We start from the raw sequence: 17,853 nt of genomic DNA on the forward strand, positions 1-17,853 counted from the left end.
GCTAGTAATTGAAAAGACAGATTAACCAACATTTAAACAGGACAAGAATATGAAAACAGAAGTCGAAAACAGAGAGAGGTCGGTAGAATACGCAATTGTTATTCGAATGCTGACTGTAATAGCAAGTATTGTTTTGGTAAGCTATACTGTAAGCGCACAAGAACTTTGGGAACAATTACTGACTCACAACAGCTTTGGGGAAATAGCCATTTTAATGGCTGAGGAACATGAAACTGCATTAACTGTTAGCCTCGGAGAGTTGAACCCAGAAAAACCAACGACAAATTTAGCTGCAAGTTTTTTCAGGGAACCGGTAGTTGATGAATGCCTCGAGCTGGAAAGCTGGATGACCGATGACGTGTACTTTGGAGCCTGTAATTTCATGTTTCAAATCGAACCGGAACCGGCTCTTGACATTGAAAGTTGGATGACCGATGAAGCTTATTTTGGAAATCCATACGCAGATGAGGCAGACAGAGAACTGGAGTTGGAAGCCTGGATGACCAACGATAGCTACTGGACCGCGAAACAACATGGTAACTGATGAATCAATAACCGCTAAATCGTTCAAGGATGTCAATGAATTAGACAAAAGGTTGTCAAATAATTTTACAACTCCTTGTCTTTTTGAGTTACTAAAATGCTCAATGTTAGTGAATTGAAATTTTGGCATTGAATTGGAGAACGGTTTTGTAACAGAAATCAAGAAGATGAAACAAACATATATCATATTATTGCACGTATTCATGATAGCCGTTGCCGGTTCAATCCATGCCCAGGAAAGCTGGACGCTGAATCAATGCATCGAATATGCACTTAACAACAACCTGGATCATCGGTTGTACGAACTGGACGAACAGATGGCAAAAGTGGATGCAACACAATCGAAATTGAATTTGCTGCCTTCGCTTTCAATATCTTCCTCGGCCGGTACCAGTTATGGCCGCTCTATCGATCCAAATACCAACGGCGTGATCAATACCGAGTTCTTCAACAACAGCAACAGCTTAAATTCATCGATTGGTTTATTCAACGGGTTTACTCAACAGAACAGGATTGCATATTCGAAGTTCAGGTTGCAGGCTTCCCGGTATCAAAGAGTTAATTTCCAGGATGATCTGGCATTCGGTATTTCAATGGCTTATTATGATGTGGTATATTTTGAGGGTGTTGTCGAGATTGTACGAGAGCAACTCAAGTTGTCGGAATTTAACTTGAAGAAAACAGAAACACAAATAGCAACAGGATTGAAAGCCAAAACCGATTTGGCCGAAATGCAGGCAACCTACGAAAGAGAAAAGCTCAGCCTCATTCAGTCTGAAAACAATTTAGAAGAAGCAAAACTGAATCTTGGCCGGCAAATGAACTTGCCGGCCGGGCAGTTGATCCGCATCGTGAGTGATGCAGGGGAGCCAGTTGATACCCAAAATCTTCGGTTGTCGTCTGACTCTCTTTTTGCTTCGTTTGTTCAGATTTCGCCCTATGTGAAAATGTCTGAAGCAAACCTTGACGCTGCCGGAAAAAATATAGCCATGGTCCGTGGTCAATATTTTCCTTCTGTTTATTTAAGAGCTTCGGTAAATACAGGTTATTCCGATACTTACCGCGATCAGGACGGGAAAACCTTTTCATTTTCCGATCAGATCGATAATAACATGAGCCAGTATGTAGGGGCATCTGTCACGATCCCCATTTTTGGGCGCAACCAGGTACGAAGTGAGGTCCGTAAAGCCAAATTGTACCGGGACGATGCACTTGCCGAGGTCGAAAAATCCAAACAAGCAGTGTATTACGAATTGATTAACAATACCCGCGAATTGCAGGCCCTGTTTGCTGAATATGTTCAAACCAAAAAACAAGTTGAAGCGGATGAGTTGGCCTACCAGGTTGCCCGTCGGAAATATGATGAAGGATTGATTGATGTGATTGAATTGCTTGCTGTAAAAAGTCGTTTAAGCGAAGCGCAAGGGCATCTTCTCCTTACCGGATTGCAGTGGAAAATTAAAGACAAGGTACTCGAATTCTATAAGGGAATTAGGTTCTGGGAATAATTTTACCCAACCCAATCGTTACAATAAAATCAATAAATACAGCATTTTAAAAAACAGTTTCGTATGTCAATGGACAGAGTCATAGAAAAGAAAAAAGGAATTAAACTTAAGTACATTTTTGGGGGAGTTGGAGTGCTTGTCCTGGTGTTTTTGGTATATACTATATTCTTCACGGAACACCAGTCGGTTTACCGCGCAGAAAAAGACAAGCTGACCGTGAGTACCGTGGAGGATGGTCTGTTTAATGATTATATCACCGTAATTGGCCAGGTTGAACCCATCACGACCATTTATCTGGATGCCATTGAGGGTGGTCGGGTTGAAGAACGTTTAATTGAAGAAGGCGCCATGGTGGAAAAGGGCGATGTGATCCTGAAATTGGAGAACAAACAACTTTATCAAACCATCCTGAACAGCGAAGCCGCACTGGCCGAGAAAGAAAACTACCTCCGAAACACGCGGATCGGGTTTGAAACAGAACTCATTCAGTCGCGCAAAAATTTGCTGGACAATACTTACCGGCTCACTCGTAAAAAGAGGACATTTGAGCAATACGAAAAATTGTTCAGCGAAGAACTGATTTCGAAAGAAGATCACCTGCAGGCAAAAGAAGATTATGAATATGAAGTGAAAATGCTGGAAATTAACAAACTAAAATCCCGGAATGATTCGATGATCCGGGTTACATCGATGAAAACACTTGAAACCGACCTGCAAAAAATGCGTCAAATGCTGGAACTGGTTAGGGAAAGATTGGATAATCTGAATGTGAAAGCACCTGTTGACGGACAGTTGGGCATGTTGGATGCTGAGGTTGGACAATCCATCAACCAGGGACAGCGCATTGGGATGGTTCATGTATTGACAAACTATAAAGTGAACGCCAAAATTGACGAACATTACATCGACCGCGTCCGGCGCGATCTGAAGGCCACTTTCGATCGGAATGCGACCAGTTACCGGCTGAATGTGAAGAAAGTATATCCCGAGGTGAGGGAAGGACAGTTTAAAATAGATATGGTTTTTGAAGGAGAAAAGCCTGACAATATCCGGGCCGGACAAACTTACCATGTCAAATTGGAACTGGGCCAGTCCGAAAAAGCAGTTTTGTTACCGCGCGGTGGCTTTTTTCAAAGTACCGGTGGCCAATGGGTTTTTGTGCTCAGCGAAAACGGGACCGAAGCTACCCGCCGCCCTGTCCGGATAGGAAAGCAGAATCCGCAATATTACGAAGTGCTTGAAGGGCTACAGCCAGGAGAACAGGTCATAACGTCGAGTTATGAATTATTTGGCAATAACGATAAAATTGTGTTTAAATAATCGATTCTTTTAACCGAAAATCACTTCAGGAGAAACTGATCAGGTAACAAGACAATAAAACTAAAAAACGCAAAAGGAAGGTATTAAAATGATAAAAACAGTCAATTTAACCAAAGTATTTCGCACGGAAGAAATTGAAACCAGTGCGTTGAATCAAGTGAGCCTTCATGTGCAGAAAGGCGAGTTTGTAGCCATAATGGGGCCGTCAGGTTGTGGCAAGTCTACCTTGCTCAACATTATCGGCTTGCTCGATAACCCTTCGGATGGCGACTATTATTTCGATGGGAAAGAAGTTGGCCGACTGAAAGAGCGGAACCGAACCCAGCTTCGAAAAGGGAACATTGGCTTTGTGTTCCAAAGTTTTAACCTGATTGATGAGTTAAATGTGTATGAAAATGTTGAGCTGCCACTCATCTACCTGAAGATGAGTACCAGGGAAAGGAAAGACCGGGTTGAAACGGTGTTGGAGCGGATGAAGATCAGCCATCGCCGTAAACACTTTCCGCAGCAACTTTCCGGCGGGCAGCAGCAACGCGTAGCTATTGCCCGGGCTGTGGTTGCCAATCCCAAGTTGATCCTGGCTGATGAGCCAACCGGTAACCTCGACTCCAAAAACGGATTGGAAGTGATGAACCTGCTCACGGAACTCAACCGCGAAGGGACTACAATCGTCATGGTGACCCACTCGTTGCATGACTCCGAATTTGCCCATCGCGTGGTGAACTTGTTCGACGGCCAGATCATCACCGAAGAAGTGAAACGTCAAATGGCCGATATGCTGCTTTAATAGGCACGAGCTTAAATCAAAAAATGGAAGCGATGTTCCGGACAATTATAAAAATATCGGTGCGCAATCTGTTGAAACACAAAGTTTATTTATTGGTTAATGTGTTTGGGCTTGCATTGGGTTTTACGGCATTTATTCTTATCGGCTTGTTTATTCAGTTTGAGCTGAGTTGGGACAAAACAAACGAACATTATGACCGTCTTTACCGGGTGCAACGGCATTATTCCAAAACCAGGTATGCTATGGACGGGAACGATATTTCTCCCCACAGCCGGGCCATTACCGCGCAACTGTTGGAAAATCAATTCCCGGAATTTGAGAAGGTGACCGTGATTCGGGAGAATGGCGGAAAATTTCTGTCCGCAGTTGCCGACCGGCAAATTTACGTGGATGGTGGTATTTGTGCCGACAGTTGCTATCTCGATGTCTTCACATATCAGTTTATTGACGGAACCCGGAACGGTGCTTTGGGTGAACCTTTTTCTATATTGTTGTCAAAGACGTTGGCCGACAAACTATTCCCCGGTGAAAGGGCAATGGGAAGGACCGTAACGATTGAGAAGAAATTCGATTTAAAGGTGGTTGGAGTTTATGAAGATCTGCCTGAAAATACCACTATCCGCCCCGATTATATTGTATCTTTTTCAACCCTGGCACATACCGACAGGATAACCAGAAGAGATATCCGTACGGGTGATTGTATGACCTTTGCGTTACTTAAGCCCGGTGTGGAATATAAAAGCGCCGAAAGTAAAATCAAATCGGTTTTCGCCGGGTACCGGGGAGTTGAATTTGAAGAACTCCAACTGTGTCCGATGAAAAAAGTTTATCTGGATTTTAACGGCAACGGTCATTATTATGTCGTGTTGGTTTTGTATGGCTTAATCGGCGTATTTATCCTGATCATGTCGGCCTTTAACTACATCAATTTAAATACCGCCAATGCTGCCACACGAGGAAAGGAAGTGGCCGTGAAGAAAGTAAGCGGAAGTAGCCGGGGTACGCTTATCGTGCAATTCCTGGGTGAAACCATGCTGATCTCTCTGCTTGCACTTGGTTTGGCATTTTTGCTGGTTGTGGTTTTTCTTCCTGTTTTTGCTGACATTTCGGGAAGACAGCTTGAATTTATCTGGGCAACAGATTGGGAATTTGCTGCGCTTTCCGTGCTGATTTCATTGAGTGTGGGCATCTTGTCGGGCATTTATCCGGCCCTGATTTTATCTTCAAACAAGATTGTATCCTTATTTAAAGGCGATTTGTACAGCCATCATCATGAAAAATTTAACCTGAAAAAAATACTGGTTACGACACAGTTTGCTATTTCTGTTTTCCTTATTTCGATAACGATTTCCTTTTCGTTGCAAATCCGTTTCCTACTAAGCAAGGACCTTGGTTTTAACAAAGAAAACATGATTTATACCAAGATGTCGGTTTCCAAAAGCGGAACAAGTTTCAGCCAGCTTCGTGACCGGATTTTACAGCATCCCGAAATTTTCGATGCCTCCATGTCGAAGCATATCCCTTTTGTGAGTTTTGGGGGTGGGATGACCAACTGGGAGGGCGGTGACCAGGAAGAAAAAATCAGTTGCCGGTTCAATACGGTGAGTTATGATTTTGTGAGGAATATGGGCATTTTCCTCATTGCCGGACGCGACTTTTCCCGCGATTTCCCGGGAGATATCGGCAATGCCTGCCTGATCAACGAATCGGCGGCCAAATGTTTTGACTGGGACGATCCGATCGGAAAAAGACTGAAAGATAACCGACTGTCAGTTGTCGGGGTGGTCAGCGATTTTATCTATAAAGATATGCACAATGGCATTGAACCCTCCATCCTGATATTGGCCTCCGAAGAAATTACCGGAACCTGGACTTTTGCATTCCGGGTCGACCCAAATAAATACCAACAAGCGAAAGCAATTTTAGAACACGAATTTTCATTGGCTTTCCCGAATGATCCATTTGAGTTTAACGAATTATTAATGGCATTTGAAAATGAAAACACGTTTCAGATATATCGTGCTATCAACCGGACCATTTTATTTTTCACCCTATTCAATATTTTCCTTGCCATAATCGGTTTGTTGGGCCTGGTTTCGTTCACTGTTTTCCGCCGGACAAAAGAAATTGGGGTGCGCAAAATCAACGGGAGTTCATCATTGAATATCTTTTGCATGTTGAGCTATGAGTATTTTATTTTGGCGTTTTACGCGATGGTAATCGCCATTCCTGCATCCTGGTGGGTGTACGAATGGATTCCAAGCGCTTATAAATTACATATTCAAGCCTGGGTGTTTGCTTTGGGCGGCGGAATCCTGATGATTATTATTTTGCTAACAACCAGTTACCAAACAATTCTGGCCGCAACACGAAATCCGGTGGAGGCGCTGCGGTACGAATAAAAAATCAAGAGTATGAATTTTATTTATCATACAAAAACGGCATTCAGGGCAATCATACATAATTGGAAACCCACCATTTTACTGGTTATTTCAATGAGCATAGGTCTGGTTACATTTATCCTGGTTTCGGCCTATGTTACGTATGAGCAAGTTTATGACAAGGACTTTCCCGATTCGGAAAATATTTTCAGGATTGTAACGGATGTATATTCACACGGTGAACTCATAATATCGAAGCCGGAATGCGAACGCGCACTTGGAACCGTCTTAACGGAAAACTTTCCGGAAGTGCTTGACGCAGGTTTTTTGGCGGGGACCAACAATCCTCAATACAAAATCGGGGAGAACATTTTTAATGACCAACATGTGTATCATGCCTCACCCAGATTTCTGGATATTTTCTCCATCCGGCTCTTGCAGGGAAATCCGTCAGAGGTATTGCGTCAACCCTACACGGTACTCTTATCCGAAGCGACAGCCAGAAAGTATTTTGGCAATGAAAATCCGGTTGGGAAAACAATTCTGAAATATCCGGCTTTTGAGTACCGGGTGGAAGGGGTTTTCCGGGATATTTCTGAGCAGGCCCATTTTCGGGCAAACATGCTTTTGTCCTTTCATGATCAAATGCACTTGCCTCCCCCGGTAAAAGATCTGTGGGGCGAAACCGTTTTTTATACTTATCTGAAAATTAAGCCGGGAACTGACCTGTCCGATTTGGAAAACAAAATGAACCAACTGGTTTTGTCTCACAAAAAGGGTGATTTCGAAGAAAGCAATTTACTGCATCAATATCATCTGCAGGCATTACACGATATCCACCTGCATTCGCATTTGAGCGATGAGCTGCAACCCAATGCGCATGCCAGCTATGTATATTTATTGCTGGTTATCAGTCTTCTGGTTGTTGTGGCAGCAGGATTGAATTACGTTCATTTTTCATTTGCAAAATCGCTGAATAATGCAGTTAACACTGCCTTGAGGAAAGTAGTAGGGGCCTCCTGTTCCACACTTGTATGGCAATCGTTTTTAGAGTCATTAATTATTCATGTGGCATCGATAGCGGTAGCTTTGGTGGTTTGTTTTTTACTCGCCCCGTATATTCAGCATCAGTTTCAAATAACGGTTGATTTTTCTTTCCGCAACCAACTGTTTTGGATCGGACTGGCAGTTATTCTTTCGCTCAGTGCGATTGCCAACGGAATTATTTCGGGACTATTAATCGGACGGTACAACAGCCTGGAACTATTCCGGCTAAAATATACACCGTTGGCTTCGGGTATTTCTTTTCGTCAACTATTTGTGGCAGTTCAGTTTGTCATCGTCATTTTCATTATAGTGGCTATTCTTGGAATCAATAAACAGCTCATTTTTTTGAAAGAGAAAGGCACAGGAATGAATATTGAAAATACCTTGGTTGTTAAAATTCCGCAAAACATGCGCAGGACTTCCTCCCGGATAAATAACTTGGATGTGTTTGAACAGGAAATGATTCGGAACCCTAATGTCCAGGGAATTACACAGAGTAGCCGGATTCCGGGCGAGTTGCCAGCATTTAACTTCAGTTTTTCAGAAAAAGGTACGGGTAGGAGCGGAAAGGCAGCGGTGTTAGTCACCGGCCTTGATTATTTTAAGATATTCCAGATTTCGTTTCTTGCAGGTGAAGATTTGGGAGCAAGCACTAATAGAAACGCAGGATGTATAATTAATCAGTCGTGCCTTGCCGCTCTGGGTTATAACAACCCGGAGGGAGCAGTTGGCAAAATCCTGAACCTGCAGGATGAAAGCGGTTTCCAAAATCTGGAGCTGGTAGTCAAAGGTGTATGTGCCGATTTTAATTTCCGGGGTATGCGGGAAAAGCCAGGTCCAATGATCTTTTTCGACTGGACGGAAAACATGGTATGGGGCAATTATCTGGTTAAACTCCATAGCAACAACCAGGCTTCTGTCATTCCGTTTATTCATGAAAAGTTTAGGGCTACCTTTCCGAATTTTCCTTTTGAATACTTGGTTTTGGAAGATTTTTACAATCAGCAGTTCTATCGTGAAAAGCATTTGCTGATAATGCTGCAGGCCTTTGTTTTGGTGGCTATTGTAATCAGCACAATCAATTTGTTTGCGATGGCTTGGTTTATCGCTATTGCCCGTACTAAGGAAATCGGCATCCGCAAAGTGAACGGCGCGCGGGTAACCGAAGTGATTTTAATGCTGAACCGCGATTTTGTGAAATGGGTCGCTATTGCCTTTGTAATTGCTATCCCCTTGGCATACTTTGCCATGAAAAAGTGGCTCGAAAACTTTGCGTACAAAACCGAACTTAGCTGGTGGATTTTTGCTTTGGCTGGTTTGTTGGCTCTGGGAATTGCTTTGCTGACGGTGAGCTGGCAAAGCTGGAAAGCGGCGACGAGAAATCCGGTGGAGGCGCTGCGATATGAATAACAAGTTCGTTAACATCTAGGTTGTAAACCTGAACTTCCTGAAAATCTTCTTCCGAAATCAACGAAAACACAAAGTTGTTTCGGGTATAATTTTAACAGCCATACTGGTGTCCATCCCGGTTTCCTGGTATGGGTATAAAAACTGGTTTTTGTCAAATTACATTCACCGGATTGAATTTAGTTGGTGGTTTTTTCTACTTCCGGTTCTGGTTCTTTCTTCAGTGATTGCCATTGTTGTTATTCTTTTGGCAACCCGTGTGCTTCGGGCCAATCTGAATGAGGTGCTTCAATGTGAATGAATGGGTAGATAAGTAGATAAGGATGTAATTTCGATCAGGTGCCGTTCTTCGGGTACTACACCGTATTTAACCTGAAACAAACCGAGGGGATTGATGAAAGCAAAATTCCGGCAACAGACGCTTGTGATCACGATTTTGACACGATTGCCCAGGCTGAAGAGTTAATAGAGTGCTGGACCGATTTACCCGAGATCAGGCTCGATCAGTCTCATGCCTTCTATTGACCAGCAGGAGACTATATTGGGATGAACAACCCACGTAATTTCTTTCATGATGAACAATTCTACTCAGTTTTTTACCATGAGCAGAAGGAATTAGTGGCTGAATCAGGAGCAGCTTATCTGTGCTACCTGACCGGAATCCAACAGGCACCCATTGATTACAATGCTGCTTCCTGAATGGCGGCTGTAGGGGGAACCAATCCCAATCCATTCTTCGAAACAGCGCGAGTCAAAAAACACTAATTTCGGAAGCCGCCCGACTCCAAGAATTCGATCTTTACCAAATGTATTTATATGATTTGCAAACCGAGGCAGGTGAAACCTATTCCGTAGTGATTAAATAATTGATTCTGAAATTCTTCTAGCTGGAGAACTTCAGCCTCGCTTTTGCCAGTGCCAAAACTCTTGATTACCCAGTACCGGACATGGCTTTTATCGATGACCTGTACTCTAATGGATCCCGTCTTTGTTCGCTTACATCGAACAGAAATGAGCACAGAATAGCGGAGGGACACCCAAAATATTTTTATAGCTGTAATCGGCTTATTATCAGTGTTATGAATGACGTTAGAGAAAATGAGGAAAACAGGAAACAGGCCATCTCGATAAAACAATTGAGATGGCCTGTTTGATTTGAACCCTTTAGTGGAATTAATTGTGGTTTAGAGAATTGCAAATCTTTTTATTGATTTCACGCAGCCGATCTACTTCCAGCTTAATCACTTTCCGGTCGTAGGTCATCAGCCCGTTTATTTCACCCTCAACATCCGTTGTTTGCGTGTAAACGGCAGCTGAGAACCCGGCTTTGATGAGTTTCAGTAGTTCTTCGCCATATTTTACGTATTCATCGGTTACTTCTTTTGAGTTTTTAAACTGAACATAGCCCCAGTTACGATCGGTTGCCCAAAGGTGACCTTCCAAGGCAAGTCCGATTCCTCCGTATTCGCCCAAAACGGTTGCCCGTTGTGCATCATACAAAAACATGTTTGGTCCCGGATAGTGGTGCAGGTCTAGCATGTCTCCAACCTGGTAGTGGTTTCCTCCGCTGGCCGGGTTTACAATCCGGCTTGGGTCGTATGCTTTTGTCCATTCCACAATTTCGGCGGTTTTAAACTGTCCCCACGCTTCGTTAAACGGCACCCAGCATACTACCGATGGATTGGAATACAGGTAATCCATAATGCCTTTCCACTCTGCCCGGTAATTGGCTTCGGATTCGGCACTGCGGATAAGTTCGTTCCCGTTGAAATAGTTGCGTGGTTGCCACTGAGGAGAGCGGCCCCCATTGGGCATATCCTGCCAAACCAGAATTCCCAGCTGGTCGCAGTGAGTGTACCAGCGGGCCGGCTCAACTTTTACGTGCTTGCGGATCATGTTGTACCCGAACTCTTTGGTCTTGACGATATCGTATTTCAGGGCTTCATCCGAGGGAGCTGTGTATAAACCATCGGGCCACCAGCCTTGATCGAGTGGTCCAAACTGGAACAGATCGTTGTTGTTCAATTGCAACCGGACAATGCCGTTGCCATCCCGTTTAGTAGAGATTTTCCGCATGGCGAAATAACTTTCAACCGCATCCGTCACTTTCCCAGCCGAAACTAATGACACTTTGATGTCATACAGGAAGGGAGAATCGGGGCTCCAAAGTTTGGCATCGGGCAGGGCAATCACAGTTTTTTGGCCGGTAGCGGATTTCGCAGTGGCAATCTTTGAATTGCCGTCAAATACCTGAACTTCGTAATAGTCTGCCTCGTTTGTTCCGCACGTTTGCACATCGATGGTTACCTGGTTATTGTCGATGTCGGCTGTAGAGCGGATGTTGTTGATGTGTTTTCCGGCTACCGGTTCCAACCAAACGGTTTGCCATATACCCGTTACCGGCGTGTACCAAATTCCTTCAGGGCGACTGACTTGTTTCCCACGGGGTTGATACCCTTTATCTGATGGGTCCCACACTTTCACTACCAGTTTTTGTTCCCCTGATTTTTTAAGGAAAGGAGTAATGTCGAACGAAAAAGGTATATAGCCTCCTTCGTGTGAGCCAATTTTGATGTCGTTTAGCCAGATATCCGACCGCCAGTCAACAGCACCGAAATGGAGCAGGATGTTTTTGTTTTTCCAGTCTGTGGGAACGGTGAAACTGCGTTTATACCAGAGTTCGTTCGCATCGGTAACTGTTTTTTGCACACCCGACAAGCTGGATTCAACAGCGAATGGTACCAGGATATTTCCGTCAAAGGCTGCAGGTTCTGCTGATCCTGTTTTAACAATGGCATATTCCCAAAGTCCGTTCAGGTTTTTCCAATCACCGCGTTCTAGCATAGGACGCGGGTATTCCGGGAGCACGTTGTTCACATCGATTTGTTCGGCCCATTCCGTTTTAATTTTTTCTCCGGCGGGTTGCCACTGCGCAAAAACTCCGGATAGGATCAGGCTGAATACACTCAGTAGTACTGATTTTTTCATGTTAAATGGTTTACTATTAATTAAATTGTATTGTGCTACTTCTAAAAGATAGCCCTTTTCACTCACCTATTATTACAACTTAATTATCCTTTTTGCTCATGCTGCATGCTGAATTTGGAACAGACAAGATTATTTCATTATCTTTTTTATATTTGTTCGTTTGTTGTAAATTCAAGTAAAACAGTGTTTTATGAAATATGGATGAGTTGTATTTTTGCATTATCGTCCAAAAAGAACTTGTGTTGATTAAAAAAATGCAACAGTCGGGTGAGTGTTTCTAGAAGGAAAAATGTATAACCTATACATCAGGTTTATCCATGGGGTGCTGGGTGTGTGGATGATTTCATTTTATGAAGGAACGATTGACTGGTGCTCATTGGGGAAGATAAAATTTTCTGTTGCTCGATAGTTTTCATTGATAAGGTTTTAGAAAATATGATTAGTTTAGATGCCAATGCAATTGTTCCGGAATAAATCGGCTTTGCATTGGTTTTCTTTTCTTGAAATAGACGGATTACCTGATTTGGGGCAAAAAAATAATAGTTTGGAATTTTAACAATTCATGAATACAGAATTTAAAAGATTGGTTTTGGTGTTATTCCTGGGAATGCTTGCAGGATGCGGACTAATAACGGACAAAAGTTCTGAAGGCTATCAAAACCCTGTTTTGCCGGGTGATAATCCAAATCCTTCAGTGGTGTTAATTGGTGATACTTATTATGCTTCTGCTACTAGTAATGAGTGGTCGCCGCTATTCCCTATTTATAAATCAGACGATTTAAATAATTGGAAGCTTGTTTCCTATGTCTTTCCGGGAGGAGCACCTGATTGGGCACAGCAGAATTTTTTTGCACCGGAGCTTTCGTACGACGAGAAACAAGGAAAGTTGTATGTCTATTATACGGGGCGTGATAAATCAAACCATAAAATAACCATAGCCGTAGCCAGCGCCGATTCACCGGAAGGGCCTTTTACAGATCATGGCCCTTTGATGATCTCCGACAATATAGAAACCATAGATGCTTTTGAAATAAGAGATGATAATGGTGATTTGTACCTGATTTGGAAAGAGGTGTATTTTCCCGGGAAACCTTCTGTTATTTACGCGCAACCCATAACTGAGGATCGAAGACGGGTTTATGGACAAAAACAAGAACTGATACGAAATGACCAGGAATGGGAAGAAGCTATTGTTGAAGGCCCATGTATTTTCAAGCGAGACGATTTTTTCTATTTATTTTATTCAGCCGGAAATTGTTGTGATATAGCCTGTAACTATAAAATTGGAGTTGCCCGTTCGAAAAATTTGCTGGGCCCTTGGGAGAAGTACGAAGCAAACCCGATTTTAAGTGATAATGAAACCTGGAAATGTCCGGGTACAGGCGATGTATTTAAACAAGGGCGTAATTATTTCTTTCTTTTTCACTCCTATAAAACTATTGGTGGAGATTACATTGGTCGGGAAGGTTTATTGGAGAAAATCTATTGGACCGACGATGATTGGCCATACTTTATGTTTAAAAGTAAATTGGATTCAGAAAATCACCGGATAGATTATTTCGATGATTTTTCGAAGGCATTGAATCCTTGCTGGCAGTGGAGAGCCACTCAAACACTGAGTTATGCAACAGGAGAAAATGGGTTGATGTTGGCTGCTTCTACCGAGAACGATCTGCTTGGTAACTTGCTTGCACAGCCTGTAAAATCTATGGATTTTGAAGTAACAGCCACGCTCGATTTAAGTAACAGTGGACAGGATGTAAACGGCGGCATTTTGTTGATTGGTGCAACCCATAATGGCTTTGGAGCACCTATGGCCGGCTTGGGAATTACAGCCGGTCACGATCTAATTGAGGTTTGGATCACATCGGGAAATGAAAAACATATATTCGAAGCGGTACCTGCCGATCCCTATGGCGACTTAATCAAACTAAGGATGAATGTAAAAAAGGGAGATCGGTTACAATTTTCGGTATCAGACGGAAAGAAATGGGATGTCATTGCTGATTCTATTGATGCCTCTGGCTATGTTCCCTGGGGTATGGGATTTCGGTGGGGAGTCGTTTCAAAGGGCGAGACCAACGAATTTATTAACATCCAAAATGTGGAACTTAGAAACTATTAAATGATACAGGGCTAGCTCGGTATGATATAGACTTTTAACGCAATGTGTGCTGGCCAAATTCGATATGAAAAGATAACTGCTATTAGCTAAACACAAACGAGAAGATTGAGGATTGAATTAAAAAATATAGACAGAAAATTAATCCGAAAGCTAAAGGTTGGCGACCGAAATGCCTTTCAGGTAATATTTGAGGCTTATAGTGAGCCTCTTTTGCACTTTGCCTACAGTTATCTGAAAGATTCAAATGACACGGAAGAAATTGTTCAGGATGTTTTTCTTCACCTTTGGGAAATCAAATCTGAAGTTGATGAGGAAAAGTCATTGAAAAGTTTTCTTTATAAAATGACTGTCAATAGAGTGTTTAATCATCTAAAACATCAAATTGTCCGTCAAAAATATGAAAGCTATATGATGAATCTTACCCCGTCATTTAGTGAAAATCCGGAAGAGAAACTACACAAAAAGGAGTTGGATGAACGTATTCAGGAGTTGTTGGAATTATTGCCGGAACAGAAGAGAAAGATATTTATAATGAGCCGGATGAAAGGGATTTCTAATGCAGAAATTTCAGAAAAGCTGGGGATATCCTTGCGTACTGTTGAAAACCAGGTTTACCGGGCCACGAAATTTATAAAAGATCATCTTAAAGACGACTACTTGCTAGTGTTAGTTTACTGTTTTAGTTTTATTAATGGAGTTTTGTAATTTTTTTTTTGACGAAGAGAAAAAAGTACTAAATGGTGTGAGTAGCTTTGTCTGACACATTGTATTGTAAGTGAAATGAGCGATAAACGAAATATAGAAAAGCGATTTAAGCAATTACTTGTAAAATTTCAGTCAGGAGATTTTACAGCATCCGAGTTGGAGGAATTGCAGCAGCTGGTTAAAAATGAGTTAGCGGTTTCTGTGATTGAAGAAGCAATGTACAGTGAGCTGGAAGTTCAGGATTTTTCTGAATACCCTACCTTTGATAAAGGTGAGCTGTTTCAGAGTATAGAACACCAACTGGATGTGGTTTTGCCCGGTTCTGCTTCGTCAGGTCATAAGTTGCAGCTTTTCGCTCTTTTAGTGCGCGTTGCGGCTGTTTTGATCCTGGTATTTGCTGTCAGTGGATTAACTGCCTACTTTATAAATGAAAGGCATTCAGTAGAGAAACAGTTGATTTCTTCAAGCGAAATTGTTGCTCCTCAAGGTGCTATGACACAAGTTATTTTGCCCGATAGCTCTGTGGTTTGGTTAAATGCCGGTAGCAGACTTACTTACTCGACCAATTTTAACCTGGATAACCGATTGGTTCATTTAGAAGGCGAGGGATACTTTCAGGTTGCAAAAAATAATGAACTTCCTTTTGTTGTCGACGCCTACGGATTCTTAGTTGAAGGTGGCCAAACCGAGTTTAATGTGAAGGCTTATCGTGATGAACCAACCATCGAAGCCATTTTGGTTGAAGGAAAAGTATGGTTGAATCATCGGACTGAAACAATTGCCAGTGATGTTTCACTTGGACGCAAGTATAAAGCAACTTTTTATAAACAGTCTGATGGGGCAGCTTCAAGTAACAGGCAACCACGTTTGGTAATTAGTCCGAATGTGGATCCCAAACCGTTGATTTCTTGGAAGAATGACCAGTTTATCCATCAAAAAAGTGAAGTGTTGGACAAGCTGCTGATTCAAAGGGGAAATGATTTGGTTATCCTATATGATCTGCATGATAAACATTTAATTCGCGCTGATCAGATGATTGGAATTGAAAGACTGAATCTGAATTTAATTTAAAGTGGATATTAGAACATTAACTGAAGAAAAAATTAAGTGTTAATACTTGTGATTAAATTGAAAGGGTGTGAATTCCACGGATTCAACTCCGTATAAAATACACAACTGAGGGACAATATTTAGATATCTGTTGAATATCAGGTTGTTGTCTGGTTTAGAGGAGATTTACTAGTGTCATTGAGGGTGTTGCTGTTTAAATACGGTAACATCCTTTTTTTTGAGTAGTGATGAGTAAATCTTTATGCCAAAATGTATTGAGCATAGATAATTTACGCGCAGGGATGGAATCGCTCGCTCTTAATTACCGGATTCCTCTCCATGTAATATGTCATTTGATATTTAGAATCAAAAATCAAATCAATTTATTAGATTATAAATCAACTGAAAGATGAAGAAAAGGTTTTATTTTGTTTTTATGTTGCTATTGGCTGGGATCGCATTTTCATTTTGTTCTCAACTCAAAGTTGCAACTAAAGTATCCACCACTACTACCTCAGAACTACGGGCTCCGGCCTATCCGTTAATTACTATCGATCCGTACACCAGTGCCTGGTCAACTACCGATCAGCTTTACGGCAGCCCCGTGAAACACTGGACCGGGAAAACCCATTCGCTGATTGGCGCAGTGCGTGTTGACGGCCAGGTTTACCGCTTTCTCGGCCAGGTTGATGTTCCCTGGATGCCTGTTGTCCCGATGGCCAATTACGAACCCTGGGACGGGCAGTTTGCCTTGAAAGAGCCTTCTGCAGGCTGGGAAAAGCCGGGGTTCAACGACAGCCAGTGGCAAACCGGTAAAGGCGCTTTCGGTACGCCGGATATGCCTTCCTTGGGAACGCGCTGGGTAACCAAAGATATTTGGGTGAGACGTCAGTTTGAGATTCCTGCAAATTTGCCGGCAAACGATATTTACCTGATTTATTCGCACGACGATATTTTTGAGTTGTATTTGAACGGGACTCAATTGGTAAAAACCGCTTACGAATGGCACAACAATGTGGTGCTGAAGATTGACCGCAGTTTGTTGGTTGAAGGTGGAAAGAATGTATTTGCTGCTCATTGCCACAACCGCACCGGCGGTGGTTATGTCGATTTCGGATTGTTCCAGGAAGGAGATCAAAAAGAGATTTTCGCTCAAACCGCTTCCCAAACGCGGGTAGGCCTTTCAGCCACTCAAACGCATTACGATTTTACCTGCGGCCCGGTTGATCTGAAAGTTCAGTTTGTATCGCCCTTGCTGCCGGATGATCTGGATTTGCTGTCGCGTCCGGTAAACTACATCAATTACGAAGTGGTTTCAAACGACGGCCAGGCACACGAAGTGCAGGTTTACGTTGAGGCCACCCCCGAGTGGGCCGTGAACGAAGTCAGCCAGGAAGTACAGGTGACCCAAGGCGAAACCGGCAACATCAGCTATGTTAAGGCCGGTACCACCGAACAACCCATTCTGCAAAAGAAAGGCGACAACATCCGCATCGACTGGGGCTATGCCTACCTGGCGGCCAACAAAGGCACAACCAACACGATGGCCATCGGCAATTATTTCGATATGAAATCGGAATTTGCAGGCAGTGGAAAGGTCAGCGGAGTCAGCAGCATGACCACCAAGCCCGTGCGCGAAATGCCGGCGATGGTTTGTGTAGATGACCTGGGCCAGGTATCGGGCAAACCCGCATCGGGCTATGTGATGATTGCTTACGACGATATTGAGTCGATCCAGTATTTTGGCAACAACCTGAAAGGCTGGTGGGCCAACGAAGGTGAGGTGACAATTGATGCCGCCCTGCAGGCCGCCTCGGACGAATACGAACAAATCATGAACCGTTGTGCCGGATTCGACAATCAATTGTGGGAAGAAACCCTGGCCGCGGGCGGAAAGAACTATGCCGACCTGTGCGTGCTGGCCTTCCGCCAGTCGATTGCCGCCCATAAGCTGGTGAAGGACAGCGAAGGCAACATCCTGTTTTTGTCGAA

12 protein-coding genes are annotated in these 17,853 nt (G+C 43.1%); 11 read left to right on the forward strand and 1 reads right to left on the reverse strand.

Features of this window, described 5'->3' with window-relative positions; genetic code table 11:
* Positions 1-49 precede the first annotated feature (49 nt).
* The 7 genes from N2K84_RS17225 to N2K84_RS17255 all read left to right on the forward strand — a co-directional run bounded on the left by N2K84_RS17225 (position 50) and on the right by N2K84_RS17255 (position 9,518).
* A complete protein-coding gene (locus tag N2K84_RS17225) occupies positions 50-544 on the forward strand; it encodes a hypothetical protein (protein WP_282593075.1) in 495 nt (164 codons plus the stop codon).
* Positions 545-710: 166 nt separating this feature from the next.
* A complete protein-coding gene (locus N2K84_RS17230) occupies positions 711-2,051 on the forward strand; it encodes a TolC family protein (RefSeq protein WP_282593076.1) in 1,341 nt (446 codons plus the stop codon).
* Between the two features lie 63 nt (positions 2,052-2,114).
* Positions 2,115-3,371 (forward strand): efflux RND transporter periplasmic adaptor subunit, encoded by a 1,257-nt coding sequence (locus N2K84_RS17235; RefSeq protein ID WP_282593077.1) that lies wholly within the window; start codon positions 2,115-2,117, stop codon positions 3,369-3,371.
* Positions 3,372-3,459: 88 nt separating this feature from the next.
* Positions 3,460-4,158, forward strand: coding sequence for an ABC transporter ATP-binding protein (locus N2K84_RS17240; protein WP_282593078.1), 699 nt, complete (start codon positions 3,460-3,462; stop codon positions 4,156-4,158).
* A 32-nt stretch (positions 4,159-4,190) separates the two neighbouring features.
* Positions 4,191-6,560: an ABC transporter permease gene (locus N2K84_RS17245; RefSeq protein WP_282593079.1), complete on the forward strand. Its 2,370-nt coding sequence runs from the start codon at positions 4,191-4,193 to the stop codon at positions 6,558-6,560.
* Between the two features lie 12 nt (positions 6,561-6,572).
* Complete coding sequence (locus N2K84_RS17250; RefSeq protein WP_282593080.1) at positions 6,573-8,996, forward strand: ABC transporter permease; 2,424 nt, start codon at positions 6,573-6,575, stop codon at positions 8,994-8,996.
* A 336-nt stretch (positions 8,997-9,332) separates the two neighbouring features.
* Positions 9,333-9,518, forward strand: coding sequence for a hypothetical protein (locus tag N2K84_RS17255; protein WP_282593081.1), 186 nt, complete (start codon positions 9,333-9,335; stop codon positions 9,516-9,518).
* 648 nt (positions 9,519-10,166) lie between these two features.
* On the opposite strand, the gene N2K84_RS17260 is transcribed toward N2K84_RS17255, so the two are convergent.
* Positions 10,167-11,981, reverse strand: a complete 1,815-nt coding sequence (locus N2K84_RS17260) for a glycoside hydrolase family 2 protein (RefSeq protein WP_282593082.1) — start codon at positions 11,979-11,981, stop codon at positions 10,167-10,169.
* Between the two features lie 562 nt (positions 11,982-12,543).
* On the opposite strand from N2K84_RS17260, the gene N2K84_RS17265 reads away from it, so the two are divergent.
* The 4 genes from N2K84_RS17265 to N2K84_RS17280 form a co-directional block, all read left to right on the forward strand.
* On the forward strand, positions 12,544-14,106 hold the full coding sequence (locus N2K84_RS17265) for a family 43 glycosylhydrolase (RefSeq protein ID WP_282593083.1): 1,563 nt from the start codon (positions 12,544-12,546) through the stop codon (positions 14,104-14,106).
* Positions 14,107-14,211: 105 nt separating this feature from the next.
* Positions 14,212-14,811 (forward strand): RNA polymerase sigma-70 factor, encoded by a 600-nt coding sequence (locus tag N2K84_RS17270; RefSeq protein ID WP_282593084.1) that lies wholly within the window; start codon positions 14,212-14,214, stop codon positions 14,809-14,811.
* A 75-nt stretch (positions 14,812-14,886) separates the two neighbouring features.
* A complete protein-coding gene (locus tag N2K84_RS17275; RefSeq protein ID WP_282593085.1) occupies positions 14,887-15,882 on the forward strand; it encodes a FecR family protein in 996 nt (331 codons plus the stop codon).
* Positions 15,883-16,270: 388 nt separating this feature from the next.
* On the forward strand, positions 16,271-17,853 hold a 1,583-nt coding region (locus tag N2K84_RS17280), incomplete at its 3' end, for a DUF5127 domain-containing protein (protein WP_282593086.1).

Origin of the sequence: Gaoshiqia sediminis, from assembly GCF_025907915.1 — a bacterium.
Classification (GTDB): Bacteria; Bacteroidota; Bacteroidia; order Bacteroidales; family Prolixibacteraceae; genus Gaoshiqia; species Gaoshiqia sediminis.

Coding starts and splice junctions, on each gene's coding strand:
- N2K84_RS17225 (WP_282593075.1), top strand. CDS start 50: ATGAAAACAGAAGTCGAAAACAGAGAGAGGTCGGTAGAATACGCAATT.
- N2K84_RS17230 (WP_282593076.1), top strand. CDS start 711: ATGAAACAAACATATATCATATTATTGCACGTATTCATGATAGCCGTT.
- N2K84_RS17235 (WP_282593077.1), top strand. CDS start 2,115: ATGTCAATGGACAGAGTCATAGAAAAGAAAAAAGGAATTAAACTTAAG.
- N2K84_RS17240 (WP_282593078.1), top strand. CDS start 3,460: ATGATAAAAACAGTCAATTTAACCAAAGTATTTCGCACGGAAGAAATT.
- N2K84_RS17245 (WP_282593079.1), top strand. CDS start 4,191: ATGTTCCGGACAATTATAAAAATATCGGTGCGCAATCTGTTGAAACAC.
- N2K84_RS17250 (WP_282593080.1), top strand. CDS start 6,573: ATGAATTTTATTTATCATACAAAAACGGCATTCAGGGCAATCATACAT.
- N2K84_RS17260 (WP_282593082.1), bottom strand. CDS start 11,981: ATGAAAAAATCAGTACTACTGAGTGTATTCAGCCTGATCCTATCCGGA.
- N2K84_RS17265 (WP_282593083.1), top strand. CDS start 12,544: ATGAATACAGAATTTAAAAGATTGGTTTTGGTGTTATTCCTGGGAATG.
- N2K84_RS17275 (WP_282593085.1), top strand. CDS start 14,887: ATGAGCGATAAACGAAATATAGAAAAGCGATTTAAGCAATTACTTGTA.